Raw genomic sequence first — 17,228 nt, forward strand, 5'->3', positions numbered from 1 at the left:
GCCCCGCACCGAACCCGCACAGCGCCGAAGAACCCGCACAGCACTGAAGGGGGCCGGTGTCCCGTCCTGGACACCGGCCCCCTTCGCCGTGCGCGGGCTCCGCCCGGTCAGCCGCGCAGCCGCTCCACGGCCGCCGCGACCCGCTCGTCGGTCGCGGTGAACGCGACCCGGACGAACCGCTCGCCGGCCGGCCCGTAGAAGTCGCCGGGCGCCACCAGGATGCCCAGGGCGGCCAGCTCGGCCACCGTCTCCCAGCACGGCCGGTCCTGGGTCGCCCACAGGTACAGGCTCGCCTCCGAGTGCTCCACCCGGAGGCCGTACGCCTCCAGCGCCGCGCGCAGCGCCGCACGCCGGGCGGCGTAGCGCCCGCGCTGCTCGGCCACGTGCGCGTCGTCCGCGAGCGCGGCGACGACCGCCGCCTGGACGGGGGCCGGGACGATCATCCCGCTGTGCTTGCGCACCCCCAGCAGCTCCTTGACCACCACCGGGTCGCCCGCCACGAAGGAGGCGCGGTAGCCGGCCAGGTTGGAGCGCTTGGAGAGCGAGTGGACGGCCAGCAGGCCCTCGTGGTCGCTCCCGCAGACGTCCGGGTGCAGGACGGAGACCGGGTCGGCCTCCCAGCCCAGCTCCAGGTAGCACTCGTCGCTGACCAGCAGCACCCGGTGCTCCCGGGCCCACTCGACCGCGCGGCGCAGCTCGTCCGCGCCGAGCACCCGCCCGGTCGGGTTGGACGGCGAGTTGACCCAGAGCAGGCGCACCCGCGAGCCGTCCAGCTCGTCCACCGAGTCGTACTCGACCGGCTCCGCGCCGCAGAGCCGCGCGCCCACCTCGTAGGTCGGGTAGGCCAGCCGCGGGTAGGCCACCTGGTCACCGGGGCCGAGGCCGAGCTGGGTCGGCAGCCAGGCCACCAGCTCCTTGGAGCCGACCGTGGGCAGGACGGCCTGCGGGCCGACCTCGGCGCCGACCCGGCGGCGCAGCCACCCGGCGATCGCCTCGCGCAGCTCCAGCGGGCCCCAGACGGTCGGGTAGCCGGGGGTGTCGGTGGCCGCGGCCAGCGCCTTCTGGATCACCTCGGGAACCGGGTCGACCGGGGTGCCCACCGAGAAGTCGCAGAGCCCGCCGGGGTGGGCCAGCGCGGTCTTCTTGTACGGCTCCAGCTTGTCCCAGGGGAAGACCGGCAGGAGATCGGAAACGCGGCGCGCCGCCCCCGGGTGCCCCGGGAACGGCGCGAGCGTGCTGTTCTTGGTACTCACAGCTCAGTTGCCACCGATCGTTCAGTGCTCGTCGGTGTTCTGCGGCGGCAGGGCGGCGATGAACGGGTGGTCCCGCTCGATCAGGCCGAGCTTCGAGGCACCACCGGGCGAACCGAGGTCGTCGAAGAACTCGACGTTCGCCTTGTAGTAGTCCTTCCACTCCTCCGGAGTGTCGTCCTCGTAGAAGATCGCCTCGACCGGGCAGACCGGCTCGCAAGCGCCGCAGTCGACACACTCATCCGGGTGGATGTAGAGCGATCGCTCGCCCTCGTAGATGCAGTCAACCGGGCACTCTTCGATGCAGGCCTTGTCCTTGACGTCGACACAAGGCTGCGCGATGACGTAGGTCACGCTGTCGTTCCTCCTCGGAAGGGCTCGGCGGCCCATTCTGTTTGCTCGCGTGCGCGGGTGAGCGCGGCGTCGTCGATGCCCGCCCCTAGTATCGCGGGTCGGAGACCGCAAATGCACAGGAGGTGCCCAGATGGCGGCTGGCGGGCCGGTCCAGAACCGTCCGGAGGTCCGGATAGATCGCTCTGACGTGGGACTACGAGTGTCAGTTCGGCGTGTCGCGGAGTTCGTGGACGACAGGCCGGTGTTCCGCGATGTGATCGGTGTGCTCACATCCTGGGACGATCTTGAGCTGACCGTCGTCCCCCGGAGCGGCGATCCGGTCACCTTCGCGGAGAAGCTGCTGGTCGCGGGCAAGGTGGTGCCGCTCTTCCCGGCCCGGCGGGCGGCGCCGCCCGCCGCCTCGCCGCCGGAGCTCCAGCGGATCGCGGCGCTCGGCTGGCCCGCCGTCGAGCAGGAGCCGCTCGGCGAGTGGACGCTGCGGGCCTCCGCCGGCTTCACCCGGCGGGCCAACTCGGTCCAGGCGCTCGGCGACCCCGGCCTGCCGCCGGCCGAGGCGCTCGCGGCGGTGCGTCGGTGGTACGCGGCGCGCGGACTGCCGGCCTGGGTGGAGGTCAGCACGCCCGGCTCGCCGGACGGCCTGCGCGACGAGCTGAGCCGGCTGGGGGCGGCGTACTCGCCGACGCTGGTGCGGGTCGCGGCGCTCGCGCCGCTCGCCCGGCTCGGCTCCGGCCACCGGCGGGTGCGGCTCGCCCGGACGGCCGGCGCCGAGTGGATGTCGCTGTACCGGCGGGTGACCGACGACCCGGCGGTCGAGGAGGCGGCACGGCAGGTGATCCACGGCGGCCCGTCGGTCTGGTTCGCCACCGTGCCGGGCGCCCCGGGGCAGCCGCCGCTGGCCATCGGACGCTGCGTCATCGACGGGCCGTGGGCCTGCTTCGGCGCGATCGAGGTCGCCCCGTACGCCCGCCGCGCGGGGCTGGCCACCACGCTGATGGCGGTGCTCGCCGCCCGGGCCGCCGAGGAGGGGGCGACCGGCGCCTACCTCCAGGTCGAGGCCGAGAACGACGGTGCGATCGCGCTCTATGACGGACTTGGCTTCACGACCAGTCACACTTACCACTACGCGCGTCTGCCCCAGGGGTAGCCCGCGCGTACCGCCACGCCCGCCAGCCCGTCCGTCCGTCCGATCCACCGGCTCCGGCCGTCGGCTCCGCCCCCGGTTCCGCCCGTCGGTCCCGGCCGTCGGCAGCGACGGCCGGTGCCACCCGTCAGTCCCGCCTGTCTGTCCGCCCGCATGAAAGCCGTCGCAGCCACCGTGACCGAGCAGAGCAGAGCACGCTTCCGGACCGAGGCCCGGGCCGAGCACCCCGATCCGGTGCTGCTCTGCCTGCTCGCGGCCGCCGAACACACCCCCGCCCCGGACCCGGACGACCCCCGGGACCCGCCCACCCCGGAGGCCCTGCTGGCCGCCTGCGAGGCGGCGCTGGAGCGGCACGCCGCCGCCGTCCGGCTCGCCGTCGCCGAGCGGGCCCCGGCCGGGCCGGAGGAGACGGCCGCGCTGCTGGCCGCCGTGCTCGGCGGGCGGGAGCGGTTCCACGGGCGGCAGTCCGACTACCGGCGGCTGGAGTCCTCGCTGCTGCCCGACGTGCTGCGGCGCCGGCGCGGGCTGCCGATCATGCTCTCGCTGGTCTGGACGGCGGTCGGCCGGCGGGCCGGGGTACCGGTGCACGGGATCGCGCTGCCGGGCCACTACATCGTCGCCGTCGGCGGCCCGAGCGGCGGTGACGACTACGTCCTGGCCGACCCGTTCCACGGCGGGCGGCTGCTCGACCTGGAGGACGCGGCCGGCCTGGTCCGGGCCGCCGGCCACCCGTTCTCGCCCGAACTGCTCACCCCGGCCGGGCCTCTGGACACCGTGCACCGGGTCCTCGGCAACATCCGCGTCTGGGCCGCCGAGCGCCCCGAGCACGCCCGCACCCAGCTCTGGGCCACCGAACTCGCCCTGCTGCTGCCCCGGCACCCGGCCCAGCTCCGGCTGGAGCGCGCGGAGCTGCTGGTGCGGACCGGCGACTTCCTCGGCGGCTCGGCCGAGATGGACGCCTACGCGGAGATCCTGGACACCTTCGACCCGGACACCGCGGCGAAGGTCCGCCGGGAGGCACGGGCGGCCCGGCACCGGCTCAACTGAGCGCCGCCGGGCCGGGCACCGCCCCCGCGCCCTACAGCCAGCCCTTCTCGCGGGCGATCCGGACCGCCTCGGTGCGGTTGCGGGCCTCGGTCTTCTGGATCGCCATCGAGAGGTAGTTGCGCACCGTCCCCTCGGACAGGTGCAGCCGGCGGGCGATGTCGGCGTTCACCGCGCCGTCCGCCGCGGCCGCCAGGACGTCGCGCTCGCGGGCCGTCAGCGGGTTCGCCCCCTCCGCGAGCGCGGCGGCGGCCAGCACCGGGTCGATCACCCGCTCGCCGCGCAGCACCCGGCGGATCGCCTCCGCCAGCTCGGCCGCCGGGGCGTCCTTCACCAGGAAGGCGTCCGCGCCCGACTCCATCGCCCGCCGCAGGTAGCCGGGACGGCCGAAGGTGGTCGCGATCACGATCCTGGTCTGCGGCCGGCGCCTGCGCAGCTCCGCCGCGGCCTCGATCCCGGTCATGCCGGGCATCTCGATGTCGAGCACCGCGACCTGCACGTCGTGGGCGACCGCCGCGTCCACCACCTCGTCGCCGCGCCCCACCTGGGCCACCACGTCGATGTCCCCCTCCAGCCCGAGCAGCGCGGCCAGCGCCTCCCGGACCATCCCCTGATCCTCCGCCAGCAGCACGCGGACGGACGGGGCACCGTCGCTTCGCATCTCACTCATGCCGTCGACCTTAGGGCCCGCGGGCGTCACCCCTGAGCCTCCCCCGGGGAGACGCCGCGGCGGTCCCGCCCGGACCACGACGCGCGGTAGTCGACCGGCGCCCCGGCCCGGCGGTCACGACCACCCCGTGCGCTCAGCGACGGCGCAGGCGGGCCGTCAGTACGGACAGCTCCGCCACCCCCAGCAGCCGGCCGAGCAGCAGGAACACCACGCCCAGCGCCAGGCCGCCCAGTGCGAGCCCCGCCCACGGCCGGTCGACCGCGTGCGCCGCCGCCCAGGCGGCCGCCGCGGCCGGCAGGGCGGCGGCGAGCAGCTTGGTGTGCGTCACCAGGACCCGCCGGCCGTCCAGCCCGCCGAGCCGGCGGCGCAGGAGCAGCGCAGCCCCGGCCACCGCCAGCAGGAAGGACCCGCCGTAGCAGGCGGCCATCCCGGTCACCGCCCAGCGCGGCGGCAGGCAGTGGTAGCAGGCCAGCGAGCCGGCGGCGGCCGCCGCGACCGGCAGGAGGTTCAGCAGGAACGGCGTCCGGCTGTCCCGCAGCGCGTAGAAGACCCGGGTGAGGGCGTACGCCGCCGAGTACAGCACCAGCCCGGGCGCGAAGGCCGTCAGCATCCACCCGATGGCCCGCACATCCGCCTCCCCGGCGCGTCCGTGTCCGAACGCGATCGCCGCCAACTGTGGCGCCAGTACGGCGAGTCCGCAAGCGGCCGGCACGGTCACCACGGCCACCGTCCGCACCGCCCGGGAGGCGGTCCCGCGCAGCACCGACGTCTCTCCCCCGGCCGCCGCCGCGCTCATGCCCGGCAGGACGGCCGTCACCAGGGACACCGTCATCACCCCGTGCGGCACGATCCAGAGCAGGTAGGCGCTGCTGTAGGCGGTGTAGCCGGCGCCGCCCGGCACGCCCGCCGCCGCGGCCTGCTCGCCGACGGCCGTGGAGAGCCGCGTCACCACCCAGTAGCCCGCCTGGTCGGTCAGCACCAGCAGCAGCGTCCAGCCGGCGGCGCGCAGCGGGTCGCCGAGGCCGGCCTCGCGCCAGTCCCAGCGGGGGCGCAGCCGGACGCCGGCGGCCCGCAGGCAGGGCAACAGGGCGAGGCTCTGCACCACCACGCCGAGCGTGGTCCCGGCGCCCAGCACCATCAGCTGCGCGTCGGTCGGCGACCCGCTCCTCGCCATCGACCCGAAGACGGCGATCACCACCAGGTTGTTGAGCACCGGCGCCCACGCCATCGGCGCGAACCGCTGCCGCGCGTTGAGCACCTGGCCGAGCACGGTGAAGAGGCCGTAGAAGAAGACCTGCGGCAGGCAGAGGTACGCCAGCAGCACCGTCCGGTCCAACTGCGCGCCGCCGTAGGAGGTGTAGGCGCGGACGATCAACGGCGCCGCCGGCACCACCACCGCGGCGATCACGGCCAGCGCCACCACGAGCAGGGTGACCAGCCGGTCGATGTGCGCCGCCCCGCCGTCCTCCGACTCCCGGGCCGCCCGGACCAGGTGCGGCACCAGGGCGGTGTTCAGCGCGCCGCCGATCAGCAGCACGAAGAGGATGTTGGGCACGGTGTTGGCCACGTTGTAGCCGTCGGCCGACACCCCGGCACCGAGGACGGCGACCACGAGCGCGGCGCGGACGAAGCCGGTGGCGCGCGACACGATCGTCCCGCCGGCCATCACCAGGCTCGCGGGCGGCCGGCGGCGCGGCCGGCGGTGACTGGGCTGCTCCATCGGCGCCCTCCCCCGGACCGAGGCACCAACAACCTTGTTCTCGCTGGTAGTTGTCTTCAAACGACTCACCCTTGCCGCCGCGCGAGATAGCGCCGGAACGCCCGGTGCAGCGGCCGGTTCAGGGCCAGCTCCCACTCCCCGAGGCCCTCCACCACCCGGCCGCCGGTGCCGAGCTTCCAGCGCAGCAGCCCGTAGTCGGCGCCGGCCGGGTCCAGCGAGGGCCGGACGCCCCGCAGGTCGTACTCGCGCGCGCCCAGTCCGTGCGCGGCCTGGATCATCGACCACTGCAGGGCGTTGCCGGGGCGGACCTCGCGCCCCTGCGAGGCCGAGCCGCCGGTCAGGTACCAGGCGCCGCGGCCGACCGTGACGAAGGTGTGCGCGGCCAGCACCTCACCCCGGTGCCTGGCCAGGAACAGCCGCATCCGGCCGGGCAGTTCGGCATTCAGCTCGGCGAACTGCCGCCGGTAGTAGGCGAGTCCGCGCCCGAGGTCGAAGCCGCCCCGCCGCTCGGTCTCCTGCACCAGCGCGTAGAAGGGCTCCAGGTCCTCGGCCGAGCCCTCGACGACCTCCACCCCGGCGGCGCGCGCCCGGCGGATGTTGCGCCGCCACTGCGGGCTCAATCCGCCCCAGAGCGCGTCGGGTTCACGCCCGGCGAGCGGCAGCCGGAAGGTGAACCGGGGCTGGGTGTCCCGCGCGGCCGGCTCCCAGCCGAGCGCCCGCAGCCGCTCCCCGGCCCGCACGCCGACCGGGTCGACGGCGTCCGGCCGGACGTCCCGCAGGTGCGTGACCGCGCCGCCGCGGACCGCCGCCCGGACCGTCCCCGCCTCCCAGTGCCGCAGGGCCGGCGGCGGCCCGATCCGGACCGTGAAGGCGCCGCGCGAGCGCAGCGCGGCGGTCAACGGCTCCAGCCACCGTCCGAGGTCCGGTGCGGCCCAGTCGATCACCGGCCCCTCGGGCAGGTACGCGAAGCTGCGCCCGAGCCCCGGGAGCTCCCGGTACAGCACCAGCGCGGCCCCGACCGTCCGCCCCTCGGCGCCCGTCCAGGCCAGGCTCTCGGAGCGCCAACCCGCCTTCACCCGGCCCCAGGACGGGCACTGCAGGAAGCTGACGCCGCCGTGGGCGGCGGCCCAGGCGGCGTGCTCCGCCGCCGGTATCGGCACCAGCCGCAGCGGGCCGGTGTCCGCGCGGCCGGCGGCCTCGGTCTCCGGGACGACGACGGTCATCGGCGAACCCCTCTCGCGTCGGGCGCCGGCCTGGAGCGCCGGCGAACGGCGAGAGCATGCGCCCACCCGCCTGAAGCGGGGCTGAGAAAGCTGAAGACCGCTTAAGCAACCTTTCGGGCCCCGGTGGCATCCTGATCCGCATGGAGATTCTGGTGGTGGAGGACGACCCCCAGGTGGCCGCGGCCGTCCGGCGCGGGCTGGAGGCCGAGGGCTACACCGTCGACCTCGCCCCGGACGGCCTCACCGGCCTCCGGCTGGCGCGGCGGCACGCGTACCGGGCGATCGTGCTCGACATCATGTTGCCCGGCCTCAACGGCTACAAGGTGTGCGAGGCGCTGCGCGAGGGCGGCAGCACCACGCCGATCCTGATGCTCACCGCCAAGGACGGCGAGTACGACGAGGCCGAGGGCCTGGACACCGGCGCGGACGACTACCTCACCAAGCCGTTCTCCTACCTGGTCTTCCTCGCCCGGCTGCGCGCCCTGCTGCGCCGCAGCGCCACCCCCGGCGCGCTGCTGCGGGTCGGCGGGCTCTGGATGGACCCGGCGGCCCGCCGCTGCGGCCGCGACAACGCCGAGATCACCCTCACCGAGCGCGAGTTCGCCGTCCTGCGGTTCCTCGCCGAGCACCCGGGCGAGGTGCTGTCCAAGCGCCGGATCGTCGACGAGGTCTGGGACATCGCCTTCGACGGCGAGGAGTCCATCGTCGAGGTGTACATCAGCATGCTGCGCCGCAAGGTGGACACGCCGTTCGGCCTGCGCTCCATCACCACCGTGCGCGGTGCGGGCTACCGGCTGGAGCCGTGAGCGTGCTCGACCGGCTCTCCGTCCGGGTCCGCACCTCGCTCGCGGCCGGCCTCACGGCGGCGCTGCTGCTCGGCAGCGGCGCCTGGTGGCTGCGCGACCACATGTACCGGGCGCAGTTCGCCGTCGCCCGGTCGGAGGCGCAGTACCAGGCGCGGGAGATCGGCCGCGGCATCGTCCGCGGCCAGCCACCGACCGCCGGCGACCTGGTGCCGTACGTCGCCCTCGACAAGGACGGCCAGGTGTTCGCCCTGGGCGGCCCGCTCACCACCCAGCACCTGACCGGTCCGCTGCCGCCGCCGGCGCCGGGGCGCGCCGCCGAGGACTGGGTGCCCCCGGAGCGGCCGCTCAGCGTCGGCCCGGCGAGCGCGGCCGCCGCCAACCGCTTCTCGGGGCGCACCTTCACCGCCATGGGCGCCTGGACCATGTACTTCCGGGTGTCCGACACCACCGGCCCCAGCATCCCGCCGCTCGGCCCGGTCACCGTGTACGTGCCGGTCACACCGTTCGCCGCCGAGGCCGCCGTCGGCACCATCGACCCGGTGCTCCAGGCGGGCGTGCCGGCCGCCGCGCTGCTGGTCGCGCTGATCGCCTGGGTGGCGACCGGCCGCGCCCTGCGGCCGGTCGAGGCGATCCGCGCCGAGCTGGCCGCGATCGGCGAGCACCGGCTGGACCGCCGGGTGCCGGTGCCGAGGTCCGGCGACGAGATCGCCCGGATGGCGACCACCACCAACGCCACCCTGGACCGGCTGGAGCGCTCAGCCGTGCAGCAGCAGCGGTTCGTCGCGGACGCCTCGCACGAGCTGCGCAGCCCGATCGCGGCGCTGCGCACCAACCTGGAGGTGTCGCTGGCCCACCCCGAGCGCACCGACTGGCCGGCGGCCACCCAGGAGGCGCTGACCTCGGTCGAGCGGCTCCAGCACCTCACCGAGGACCTGCTGTTCCTGGCCCGCGGCGGCCACCCGGCCGCGGCCGGGCAGGACACCGTCGTCGACCTCGCCGCCGTCCTGGGCGAGCTCGCCGACCAGTACCGCCCGGCCGTCGGCGGCCGGCTCGCGCTGCGGGTGGACGCGCCCGACCCGGTGCCGGTGCGCGGCAGCCGGATCCGGCTGCACCGGCTGGTCCGGAACCTGCTCGACAACGCCCGGCGGCACGCGGCGTCGGAGATCGTGCTGGTCGCCCGGGGGACGGCGCACGGCTGCGTCGTGGAGGTCCGCGACGACGGCCCGGGCGTACCGGTGGCGGACCGCGAGCGGATCTTCGAACCGTTCACCCGGCTCGACGAGGCGCGCAGCCGTGACGCGGGCGGCAGCGGCCTCGGCCTGGCGATCGCGGCCGACATCGCGACCCGGCACGGCGGCACCCTGCGGGTCGCCCACTCCCCGCGCGGCGCCCGCTTCGTCCTGGAGCTCCCCGGCCTCTGAACGGGGACGGCCCCGGCCGGTCGCGGTACCTGGCGAACCCGCCCTGGGCGACCGAGACCGTCCGCAGCGGCCCTAGGCGACCGAGACCGTCCGCAGCGGCACCAGCGCGCGCAGCCGGAAGCCCCGGCCCCGGTCGCCCGGCCCGGTCTCCAGCCGGCCGCCGACCAGCGCCAGCCGCTCCTCCAGACCGGAGAGCCCGTTGCCCGGCCCGGACTTGCCGGGCCCGGCCCCGTTGTCGGCGATCTCCAGGACGGCGTACCGCTCGCCGCCGCCCTCCCACGCCTCGTCCGCCCGCACGGTGCAGACCGTGGCCCCCTCGCCGTGCCGGACGATGTTGGTGACCGCCTCGCGCAGCGCCCAGGCCAGCGCGCCCGCCTCCTCGTTGGCCAGCCCCGGCCAGGCGTCCACCAGCTCCGGCGAGGCCTCCAGGGCGACCTGCGCGGCGGCCAACGCCGTCCGGGCGGCGGCGAGTTCGACCGGCAGGGTGGGCCGGCGGAAACCGGTCACCGCCTCCCGGACGTCGATCAGCGACTGCCGGGCCACCTTCTCGATGTCGGCGACCTGCGCCCGCGCCGCCTCGTCCTTGCCGCCGTCCATGAAGCGCCCGGCCAGCTCGCTCTTCAGGGTGATCAGCGACAGCGAGTGCCCGAGCAGGTCGTGCAGGTCCCGGGCCATCCGCAACCGCTCCTCCGAGGCGGCGAGGTGGGCGACGGCGGCCCGCGCCTCGCGCAGCTCCCTCATGGTCGCGACCAGCCGCTGCAGCCCGGTCATGGCGACGCCGGAGAGGAAGGCGGTGAGCGCGATGGTGGGGATGTCGCCCCGGTCGGCGCCGCTGAGCAGCCCGACCACGACGGTCAGCCCGGCCATCGCGCCGACCCCGGCGATCGCGAAGCGCACCGGCGCGATGATCCCGACGGCGACCGAGGCGTAGGTGAACAGCGTGAGCCAGGCGGTACCGAGGCCGAAGGAGGTGACGATCGCGGTCACGATCATCGCCGCGACCACCGCCCGGCAGGCCCGCGGCCGCATGCCCGCCGTCGAGCGGAGCACCACCAGGCCGATGTAGCAGCCGACGAAGGCCACCAGGGCGATCCAGCCGGCCACCGTCGCCGCCGACGCGTGGGTGCCCTTCAGCAGGTCGCCCACCGGGTAGAGCAGGTAGACCATCCAGAGCAGCATCCAGCTGACCTTGACCAGCAGCTGTCGCCGGTTCTCCACCGGGGCGCCGGGGACGTTCATGAACGACACGCGCCCCGTCCCCTCCTCCCGCTGCTCGTCGGTTCGGTGGGTGCGGGGCGCGTCGGACATGGAGGTCATCATGCCTGCCGGGTGTCCCGCCGGTACAGCGCGGCCGCGGCCGCGACGAAGACCACCAGGAAGCCGGCCAGACCGGCCACCGCGACCAGGTCCAGCGAGTGCCCGGGCCGGGTGAAGCCGGCCAGGCTGTTGTACAGGTAGACGGGGTCGACGTGCGCGATCGTCCGCAGCGTGCCGGTCACCGGGAACCACGTCCCGCCGAACAGCGCCATCACCATGTAGGTGATCATCACGATGGTCTGCACCGAGTCCGGCGCCGCCGCGTAGCCGAGCGCCACCCCGAGCGCCGCGAAGACGAAGCTGCCCAGCCAGAGCGCGACGGCCAGGCCGATCCACTGCCCGGCACCCAGCCGCACGCCCTGGGTGGCACCGACCGCGAAGACCACCAGGATCGCGGGCAGCGTCGTGACCGCGCTGGCGGCGATCTTGGCGAGGGTGTACGCCCGGCCGGGCAGCGCCGTCAGCCGCAGCTGGCGCACCCAGCCGCTCGCCCGCTCCAGGGAGATCCGCTGCGCGCTGCCGGTGAGCACCGCGCCGACCGCGCCGAAGGTGGCCATCGAGACCATGAAGTAGGTCTTCACCGGCAGGCCGCCGGCCAGTTCGCCGGTGCCGTAGGCGTTGATGAAGAAGAAGTACATCAGCGCCGGGTAGAGCACGGTGAAGAGCAGGTACCGCTTGTTGCGCAGGGTGCGCATGATCTCCAGCCGGATCAGGGTGGTCATCGCGCGGCCTCCGTCGCGTACTCGGTGCTGCCGGCGGCGTCCTGCTCGCCGGTGATGGTCAGGAAGGCCTGCTCCAGGCCCAGGCCGGTGACCTCCAGGCCGCGCGGGTACAGGCCCGCCCGGTAGAGGCCGGCGACCCCCGCGTCGGCGTCCGCCGTCCGGATCCGGACCGTCCGCACCCCCGGCACCCGGGCGGTGATGTCCAGGGCCAGCACCCCCGGCAGGCCGCGCAGCGCCGACTCGTCGAACGGGCCGTCCACGTCGTGCAGTTCGAAGGTGATCCGGCGGGCCCCGGCCTTCGCCTTGATCTCGGCGGAGGTGCCGTCGGCGATCAGCCGGCCCCGGTGCAGCACCAGGACGCGGTCGGCGATCGAGTCCGCCTCCTCCAGGTAGTGGGTGGCGAACAGCACCGTGCGCCCGGCGTCGGCCTGCGCCCGCATGCTCGCCCAGAAGGACCGGCGGACGGAGACGTCCATGCCGGTGGTGGGCTCGTCCAGCACGATCAGGTCGTTGGCGCCCGCGATCGCCAGCGCGAAGCGCACCCGCTGCTCCTGGCCGCCGGACAGCTTGTCGACCCGGCGCTCGGCCAGGTCGGTGATCCCGGCGTCGGCGAGCACCTCCCGCACGGCCCGGCCGCGCGGGTGGACGTCGCAGACCAGCCCGACCAGCTCGCGGACCTTGACGTCGGCCATCAGCCCGCCGCTCTGCAGCATCGCGCCGACCCGGCCGGCCGCGATCGCCGCGCGGGGCGCCGCGCCGAACAGCGTGACGCTGCCGTGGTCCGGCTCGCGCAGGCCGAGCAGCAGGTCCAGGCTGCTGGACTTGCCGGCGCCGTTCGGGCCGAGCAGCGCGACGGTCTCGCCCGGCCGCAGCACGAGGTCGAGCCCGTCCACGGCCCGCACCCGTCCGTAGCTCTTGCTGACGCCCCGGAAGGCCGCCACCTCCGTACCCATCGTCCCGGTCCTCTCCCCTGCTGGTGTCGTTCGCACCAGCTCAGAGTCCCGCGCCGGGCGGGTGGGGCGGCAGTGCCCGCCGTCGTGCCTTCGGCATGACGGATGTCATGCCGGCGGCCGGTACCCGGAGCACGGGTACCGGCCGCCGGAGCACGGGGCGACTGTCACCGGCGCGTGCCACGCCGCTCCGCGACGGCCGGACGGATCGACCCGTACGGGTACGCGCGGCACCGGGGGGAGCGGCCCCATCGGCCCACGGCCCGCTCCCCCTCCCCGGCTCCCCCGGGCCCGGGTGTGCCTCAGATCCCGAGCGACTTCTTCAGGAAGTCGACCTGGAGCAGCAGCAGGTTCTCCGCGACCTCCTCCTGCGGCGTCATGTGCGTCACGCCCGAGAGCGGCAGCACGGTGTGCGGCCGGCCGGCCGCGAGCAGCGCCGAGGAGAGCCGCAGGGTGTGCGCGGCCACCACGTTGTCGTCCGCCAGGCCGTGAATGATCATCAGCGGGCGCTCCAGCCCGGCCGCGTAGCCGGTCAGCGAGTTGGCCGCGTAGACCTCGGGCCGCTCGGCGGGGTGGCCCAGGTAGCGCTCGGTGTAGTGGGTGTCGTACAGCTCCCAGTCGGTCACCGGGGCGCCGGCCACGGCCGCGTGGAAGACGTCCGGGCGGCGCAGCACGGCGAGCGCCGCGAGGTAGCCGCCGTACGACCAGCCGCGGACGGCGACCCGGCCGAGGTCCAGCGGGAACTCCTCGGCGAGCGCCCGCACCGCGTCCACCTGGTCGTCCAGGGTGGCGCCGGCGAAGTCGAAGGCGATCGACTTCTCCCAGCCCGGCCCGCGCCCGGGGGTGCCGCGCCCGTCGGCGACGACCACCGCGAAGCCCTGGTCGGCGAACCACTGCGAGTTGAGGTGCGGGTTGTGCGCCTGGACGACGCGCTGCCCGTGCGGGCCGCCGTACGGGTCCATCAGGACGGGCAGCAGGCCGTCCCGCTCGCGGTCGTAGCCGGTGGGCAGGAAGACGGCGGCGGGGATCCGGCGCTCGCCGGCGAAGCGGAACACCGGGCGGGCGGTGAGGACCGGGGTCTCGGCGTAGGACGCGACGGTGGCGACGACGTCGACCACCACGCCCTCCGGGAGGTCCCGGGCGACCTGGACCAGCGTGCCGGGCAGGTCGGGCTCCGCGGTGGCCCGCACGGTGATGCCGGCCGCGTGCACCGCCGTGGTGACCGAGGTGAACGGGCGGTCGTTGGAGGACTCCCAGGAGAGCTGCTTGCCGTCGTGGCTGATCCGGCCGACCGCGATCCAGCCCGGCTCGGGGTCGGTCTCGTCCTCGCCGCCGGAGGCGCTGAAGAAGACCTCCTCGTCCGTCACCGCCAGCACCGAGCGCAGCAGCAGGTCGGCCCCGGTGACGGTCCGGTCGCCGATCACCAGTGCCCGGCGCTCCCCCTCGTCGGAGATCCGGACCAGCTTGCCGTCCGGCGTCCAGGCCGGGACGCCCTGGAAGAGCTCCAGCCAGGCGTCGTCGCGCTCCTCGACCAGCACCTCGGTGGCGCCGGTGGCGACGTCCACCCCGAGGATCTGCTGGCTGCGCTGGTCCCGGGCCTGGACGAGCAGCAGCGGCACGCCGCCGCCCGACCAGTGCACCCGGGCCAGGTACGGGAAGGCCGCGTCGTCCCAGACGATCTGCGTCCGGCCGCCGTCCAGGCCGAACAGCCAGAGCCCGACCTCGGCGTTGGCGGTGCCGGCGGCGGGGTAGGCGATCTCGGCGGGCTCGGTGCCCGGGTTGGCCGGGTCGGCGATCCACCAGCGGCGCACCGGGGTGTCGTCGGCCCGCTCGACCAGCAGCCGGTCGCTCTGCGGCGACCACCAGAAGCCGCGGTCGCGGCTCATCTCCTCCTGGGCGATGAACTCCGCCTGGCCCCACGTGACCCCCGGCCCGTCGGGCTGCGCGAGGGCCCGGTCGCCGCTGCCGTCGGTGCGGGTCAGCCGCAGCTCGCCGGCGGTGTTGGCGTACGCGACGTGGGAGCCGTCCGGGGCGAGGCGCGGGTCGACCACCGGGCCCTCGACGGGCAGCTCGACGGTGCCGCCGGTCACCAGGTCGGCCGTGAAGAGCCGGCCGGAGAGGGCGAAGGCGGCCAGCGCGCCGGCGCCGTCCAGGGAGTAGCCGACGATGCCGGCCGAGCCCTCGCGGCTGCGCTCGCGACGGGCCTTCTCGGCCGGGGAGAGGTCCTCCTCCCCGCCGCCGAGCAGGGCGACCGGGTCGGCGGCGATCCGCTCCTCGCCGGTGGCGGTGTCGAGGGTCCAGAGGCGGTTGGCCCGGTCCCCGCCCGCGGGGGTCTGCCCGGCCGAGGGGCGGGGGAGGGAGCGCAGGAAGACGACCCGGGAGCCGTCGGGTGCGACGGAGAACGACCGGGGGGCGCCGACGGTGTAGCGCAGGGTGCGCGCGTACTGCCGGGGGAAGGTGTCCGCAGGGGTGTGGGAGGTCATGGCACCAGACCCTATGACGTTCCCGCGCCACCACCCGGTGGTTTGTGATCACTCGTTCGGAGCATCGTCCGCCAGGACGCCCGGAGGGGGTCCGCACCCCTTCCGACCGGCCCATGCGCCCCATTTGTGCCACCATGCCCCGGCGTGTGCAGACTCACTGAACGTAATGCGCCCCTCACTCATCGGGTATGACTGGTTCAACGAGTGATCGTCAGGCCCCGTCCCGGGCCCCGGTCGCCCGACCGCAAGTCCCGCACGGTCCCGACCGCCACCCTCCCCGAGGGGGTGGCGCACCCGAGAAGGGGTGTGAGCCGACATGGCTTTGTCCATCTCCGCAGCCATGCTGATGCTGGTCATCGTGGTGGTGCTGATCCGCCGCTCCGGCCTGAAGCTCGCGCACGCGATCATCTGCGCGCTGCTCGGCTTCTACCTGGCGTCCAGCTCCATCGCGCCGTCGATCAGCCAGGTCACCAGCAACCTCGCCGGAATGATCAATGGCCTGAAGCTCTGACCCCTCGCGGGCGGTCGTTAGGCTTCCTCCCATGACCGCGACTACCGGCCGCCGCCTGCTCCTGGTGCACGCCCACCCCGACGACGAGTCGATCGGCAACGGCGCCACGATGGCCAGGTACGCCGCCGAGGGCGCCCTGGTCACCCTGGTGACCTGCACCCTCGGCGAGGGCGGCGAGGTGATCCCGCCGGAGCTGGCCCACCTGACGGCGGACCGGGAGGACACCCTCGGCCCCCACCGGATCGGCGAGCTGACCGACGCCATGCGCGCGGTCGGCGTCGCCGATTTCCGCTTCCTCGGCGGCCCGGGCCGCTACCGCGACTCCGGGATGATGGGCGTCCCCGACAACGACGTGCCCGGCTGCTTCTGGCAGGCGGACGTGGACGAGGCGGCCGGCCACCTGGTCGCCGTGGTCCGCGAGGTGCGGCCGCAGGTCCTGGTCACCTACGACGAGGACGGCGGCTACGGGCACCCGGACCACATCCAGGCGCACCGGGTGGCGATGCGCGCGTACGAGCTGGCCGCCGACCCGGCGTACCGGCCCGACCTGGGCCCGGCCTGGCGGATCGCCAAGGTGTACTGGAACCGGATGCCCCGTTCGGTGATCGAGCGGGGGCTGGCCGAGACGGCCCGCAAGGCGCCGTCGCCCGGCGTCGCCGAGCCCTCGGACGTTCCCGGCGTGGTGGACGACGCCGCGATCACCACCGTGCTGGACGGCGCCGCGTACGCCGCCCGCAAGGCGGCCGCGATGGCCGCGCACGCCACCCAGATCACCGTGCACGGCGACTGGTTCACGCTCTCCAACGACCTCGGCCAGCCGCTGGTCGCCAGCGAGTACTACCAGCTGGTACGCGGCCAGGCCGGACCGCGACTGCCGGAGGACGACCTCTTCGCCGGCCTCGACAGCACCTTCGAGGAGAGTGCCCGATGACCGAGCCCGCCACCCAGCAGGCCCGTCGCCGCTCGATCCCGGCGACCGTCCTCGGCACCCGCGCCGAGCGGCTGGCCGAGCCGCAACCCCCGCGGATCGGGCGGATCGCGGCCTATGTCCTGTTCTTCCTGCTGGGCATCGCGGTGTCGGTCTGCGGAGCATTTGTGCAGGCCTTGTGGCCGCCCGTGGGAGTCCTGCTGGCGCTCGCCGCCACCGGTGCCACCTTCTACGCGGGTCTGCGGGTGACCGGCACCCGGCTGGGCGCGGCACTGCCCGCGGCCGGCTGGTTCCTGGCACTGCTGCTCGTGATGGTCCCCCGCCCCGAGGGCGACAATGTGCTCTGGACCAATGCCACGTCGCTCTCCTGGCTGTTCGTCGGATCGATCCTGGGCGTGATCTGCGCCACCCTGCCGACCCGGACCAGCTGGTTCCCCGGAGTGCCCGGCCCGCCGCGCTGACCGCCTCCGCGGGCCGCGTACGGTACCGCGTACGACGCGCAGTCAGGACCACACGGTCGTACTCTCATACCGGAGGAACCGGACGTATCAGGTTCTATCCGAACCGGTTCACCGCTCAGTTCTTCCCAGTATGGTGGTGCCGCAGAACGCCGTACCCGACCGCCGCCCCGCCAGGCCCGGCGACCACGAACCGCGGTCGCGCCGCACGGCCCGCCCGCGAACCCGGA

Annotated in this window: 16 protein-coding genes; 7 read left to right on the forward strand and 9 right to left on the reverse strand. The window is 74.9% G+C overall.

Features of this window, described 5'->3' with window-relative positions; all coding sequences use genetic code 11:
• Positions 1-107: 107 nt before the first annotated feature.
• Both dapC and fdxA read right to left on the reverse strand, forming a co-directional pair.
• Positions 108-1,253: a succinyldiaminopimelate transaminase gene (gene dapC / locus ACWDRR_RS10580; RefSeq protein WP_449771792.1), complete on the reverse strand. Its 1,146-nt coding sequence runs from the start codon at positions 1,251-1,253 to the stop codon at positions 108-110.
• A 21-nt stretch (positions 1,254-1,274) separates the two neighbouring features.
• Positions 1,275-1,604, reverse strand: coding sequence for a ferredoxin (fdxA, locus tag ACWDRR_RS10585; protein WP_329489462.1), 330 nt, complete (start codon positions 1,602-1,604; stop codon positions 1,275-1,277).
• Positions 1,605-1,734: 130 nt separating this feature from the next.
• On the opposite strand from fdxA, the gene ACWDRR_RS10590 reads away from it, so the two are divergent.
• Together ACWDRR_RS10590 and ACWDRR_RS10595 are read left to right on the forward strand one after the other, a co-directional pair.
• Positions 1,735-2,748 carry a GNAT family N-acetyltransferase gene (locus ACWDRR_RS10590; RefSeq protein ID WP_449771793.1) on the forward strand — a complete coding sequence of 338 codons (1,014 nt, stop codon included), beginning with the start codon at positions 1,735-1,737 and terminating at the stop codon, positions 2,746-2,748.
• A gap of 150 nt (positions 2,749-2,898) precedes the next feature.
• On the forward strand, positions 2,899-3,792 hold the full coding sequence (locus tag ACWDRR_RS10595; RefSeq protein WP_449771794.1) for a transglutaminase family protein: 894 nt from the start codon (positions 2,899-2,901) through the stop codon (positions 3,790-3,792).
• 31 nt (positions 3,793-3,823) lie between these two features.
• Here ACWDRR_RS10595 and ACWDRR_RS10600 read toward each other — a convergent pair whose 3' ends face one another.
• The 3 genes from ACWDRR_RS10600 to ACWDRR_RS10610 all read right to left on the reverse strand — a co-directional run bounded on the left by ACWDRR_RS10600 (position 3,824) and on the right by ACWDRR_RS10610 (position 7,402).
• Positions 3,824-4,450, reverse strand: coding sequence for a response regulator (locus tag ACWDRR_RS10600; protein ID WP_449771874.1), 627 nt, complete (start codon positions 4,448-4,450; stop codon positions 3,824-3,826).
• A gap of 142 nt (positions 4,451-4,592) precedes the next feature.
• Positions 4,593-6,179: a murein biosynthesis integral membrane protein MurJ gene (murJ, locus tag ACWDRR_RS10605; RefSeq protein ID WP_449771795.1), complete on the reverse strand. Its 1,587-nt coding sequence runs from the start codon at positions 6,177-6,179 to the stop codon at positions 4,593-4,595.
• A 65-nt stretch (positions 6,180-6,244) separates the two neighbouring features.
• On the reverse strand, positions 6,245-7,402 hold the full coding sequence (locus ACWDRR_RS10610) for a lipid II:glycine glycyltransferase FemX (RefSeq protein ID WP_449771796.1): 1,158 nt from the start codon (positions 7,400-7,402) through the stop codon (positions 6,245-6,247).
• 140 nt (positions 7,403-7,542) lie between these two features.
• Here ACWDRR_RS10610 and ACWDRR_RS10615 point away from each other — a divergent pair, with 140 nt between their 5' ends.
• Together ACWDRR_RS10615 and ACWDRR_RS10620 are read left to right on the forward strand one after the other, a co-directional pair.
• Complete coding sequence (locus ACWDRR_RS10615; RefSeq protein ID WP_449771797.1) at positions 7,543-8,208, forward strand: response regulator transcription factor; 666 nt, start codon at positions 7,543-7,545, stop codon at positions 8,206-8,208.
• Positions 8,205-9,629, forward strand: a complete 1,425-nt coding sequence (locus ACWDRR_RS10620) for a sensor histidine kinase (RefSeq protein WP_449771798.1) — start codon at positions 8,205-8,207, stop codon at positions 9,627-9,629. Before ACWDRR_RS10615 ends, ACWDRR_RS10620 begins: the two co-directional genes overlap by 4 nt.
• Before the next feature lie 72 nt (positions 9,630-9,701).
• Here the strand turns inward: ACWDRR_RS10620 and ACWDRR_RS10625 are convergent, their stop codons facing one another.
• From ACWDRR_RS10625 to ACWDRR_RS10640, 4 genes are all read right to left on the reverse strand, one after another.
• Entirely contained in the window at positions 9,702-10,937 is a 1,236-nt protein-coding gene (locus ACWDRR_RS10625; RefSeq protein ID WP_449771799.1) for a sensor histidine kinase, read from the reverse strand.
• 8 nt (positions 10,938-10,945) lie between these two features.
• The gene (locus ACWDRR_RS10630; RefSeq protein WP_449771800.1) at positions 10,946-11,668 is read right to left on the reverse strand and encodes an ABC transporter permease; all 723 of its coding nucleotides are present in this window, start codon (positions 11,666-11,668) and stop codon (positions 10,946-10,948) included.
• Positions 11,665-12,621 carry an ABC transporter ATP-binding protein gene (locus ACWDRR_RS10635; RefSeq protein WP_449771801.1) on the reverse strand — a complete coding sequence of 319 codons (957 nt, stop codon included), beginning with the start codon at positions 12,619-12,621 and terminating at the stop codon, positions 11,665-11,667. Before ACWDRR_RS10635 ends, ACWDRR_RS10630 begins: the two co-directional genes overlap by 4 nt.
• Before the next feature lie 299 nt (positions 12,622-12,920).
• Positions 12,921-15,101 (reverse strand): prolyl oligopeptidase family serine peptidase, encoded by a 2,181-nt coding sequence (locus ACWDRR_RS10640; RefSeq protein WP_449771802.1) that lies wholly within the window; start codon positions 15,099-15,101, stop codon positions 12,921-12,923.
• Positions 15,102-15,417: 316 nt separating this feature from the next.
• Here ACWDRR_RS10640 and ACWDRR_RS10645 point away from each other — a divergent pair, with 316 nt between their 5' ends.
• From ACWDRR_RS10645 to ACWDRR_RS10655, 3 genes are read left to right on the forward strand one after another with little or no spacing between them, the layout of a single operon-like run.
• Positions 15,418-15,612 carry a DUF2304 family protein gene (locus tag ACWDRR_RS10645; RefSeq protein ID WP_363610822.1) on the forward strand — a complete coding sequence of 65 codons (195 nt, stop codon included), beginning with the start codon at positions 15,418-15,420 and terminating at the stop codon, positions 15,610-15,612.
• 31 nt (positions 15,613-15,643) lie between these two features.
• Positions 15,644-16,543, forward strand: coding sequence for an N-acetyl-1-D-myo-inositol-2-amino-2-deoxy-alpha-D-glucopyranoside deacetylase (mshB, locus tag ACWDRR_RS10650; RefSeq protein ID WP_449771803.1), 900 nt, complete (start codon positions 15,644-15,646; stop codon positions 16,541-16,543).
• Entirely contained in the window at positions 16,540-17,001 is a 462-nt protein-coding gene (locus ACWDRR_RS10655) for a DUF6113 family protein (protein WP_449771804.1), read from the forward strand. The genes mshB and ACWDRR_RS10655 overlap by 4 nt, the downstream gene beginning before the upstream one ends.
• The last annotated feature ends 227 nt before the right edge of the window (positions 17,002-17,228 follow it).

It is taken from the genome of Kitasatospora sp. NPDC003701 (genome assembly GCF_053587085.1).

What these genes read in the sequence shown, in the direction of transcription:
- ACWDRR_RS10590 (WP_449771793.1), top strand. Translation starts at nt 1,735, where the DNA reads ATGGCGGCTGGCGGGCCGGTCCAGAACCGTCCGGAGGTCCGGATAGAT.
- ACWDRR_RS10595 (WP_449771794.1), top strand. Translation starts at nt 2,899, where the DNA reads ATGAAAGCCGTCGCAGCCACCGTGACCGAGCAGAGCAGAGCACGCTTC.
- ACWDRR_RS10600 (WP_449771874.1), bottom strand. Translation starts at nt 4,450, where the DNA reads ATGCGAAGCGACGGTGCCCCGTCCGTCCGCGTGCTGCTGGCGGAGGAT.
- murJ (WP_449771795.1), bottom strand. Translation starts at nt 6,179, where the DNA reads ATGGAGCAGCCCAGTCACCGCCGGCCGCGCCGCCGGCCGCCCGCGAGC.
- ACWDRR_RS10610 (WP_449771796.1), bottom strand. Translation starts at nt 7,402, where the DNA reads ATGACCGTCGTCGTCCCGGAGACCGAGGCCGCCGGCCGCGCGGACACC.
- ACWDRR_RS10615 (WP_449771797.1), top strand. Translation starts at nt 7,543, where the DNA reads ATGGAGATTCTGGTGGTGGAGGACGACCCCCAGGTGGCCGCGGCCGTC.
- ACWDRR_RS10625 (WP_449771799.1), bottom strand. Translation starts at nt 10,937, where the DNA reads ATGTCCGACGCGCCCCGCACCCACCGAACCGACGAGCAGCGGGAGGAG.
- ACWDRR_RS10630 (WP_449771800.1), bottom strand. Translation starts at nt 11,668, where the DNA reads ATGACCACCCTGATCCGGCTGGAGATCATGCGCACCCTGCGCAACAAG.
- ACWDRR_RS10635 (WP_449771801.1), bottom strand. Translation starts at nt 12,621, where the DNA reads ATGGGTACGGAGGTGGCGGCCTTCCGGGGCGTCAGCAAGAGCTACGGA.
- ACWDRR_RS10640 (WP_449771802.1), bottom strand. Translation starts at nt 15,101, where the DNA reads ATGACCTCCCACACCCCTGCGGACACCTTCCCCCGGCAGTACGCGCGC.
- ACWDRR_RS10645 (WP_363610822.1), top strand. Translation starts at nt 15,418, where the DNA reads ATGGCTTTGTCCATCTCCGCAGCCATGCTGATGCTGGTCATCGTGGTG.
- mshB (WP_449771803.1), top strand. Translation starts at nt 15,644, where the DNA reads ATGACCGCGACTACCGGCCGCCGCCTGCTCCTGGTGCACGCCCACCCC.
- ACWDRR_RS10655 (WP_449771804.1), top strand. Translation starts at nt 16,540, where the DNA reads ATGACCGAGCCCGCCACCCAGCAGGCCCGTCGCCGCTCGATCCCGGCG.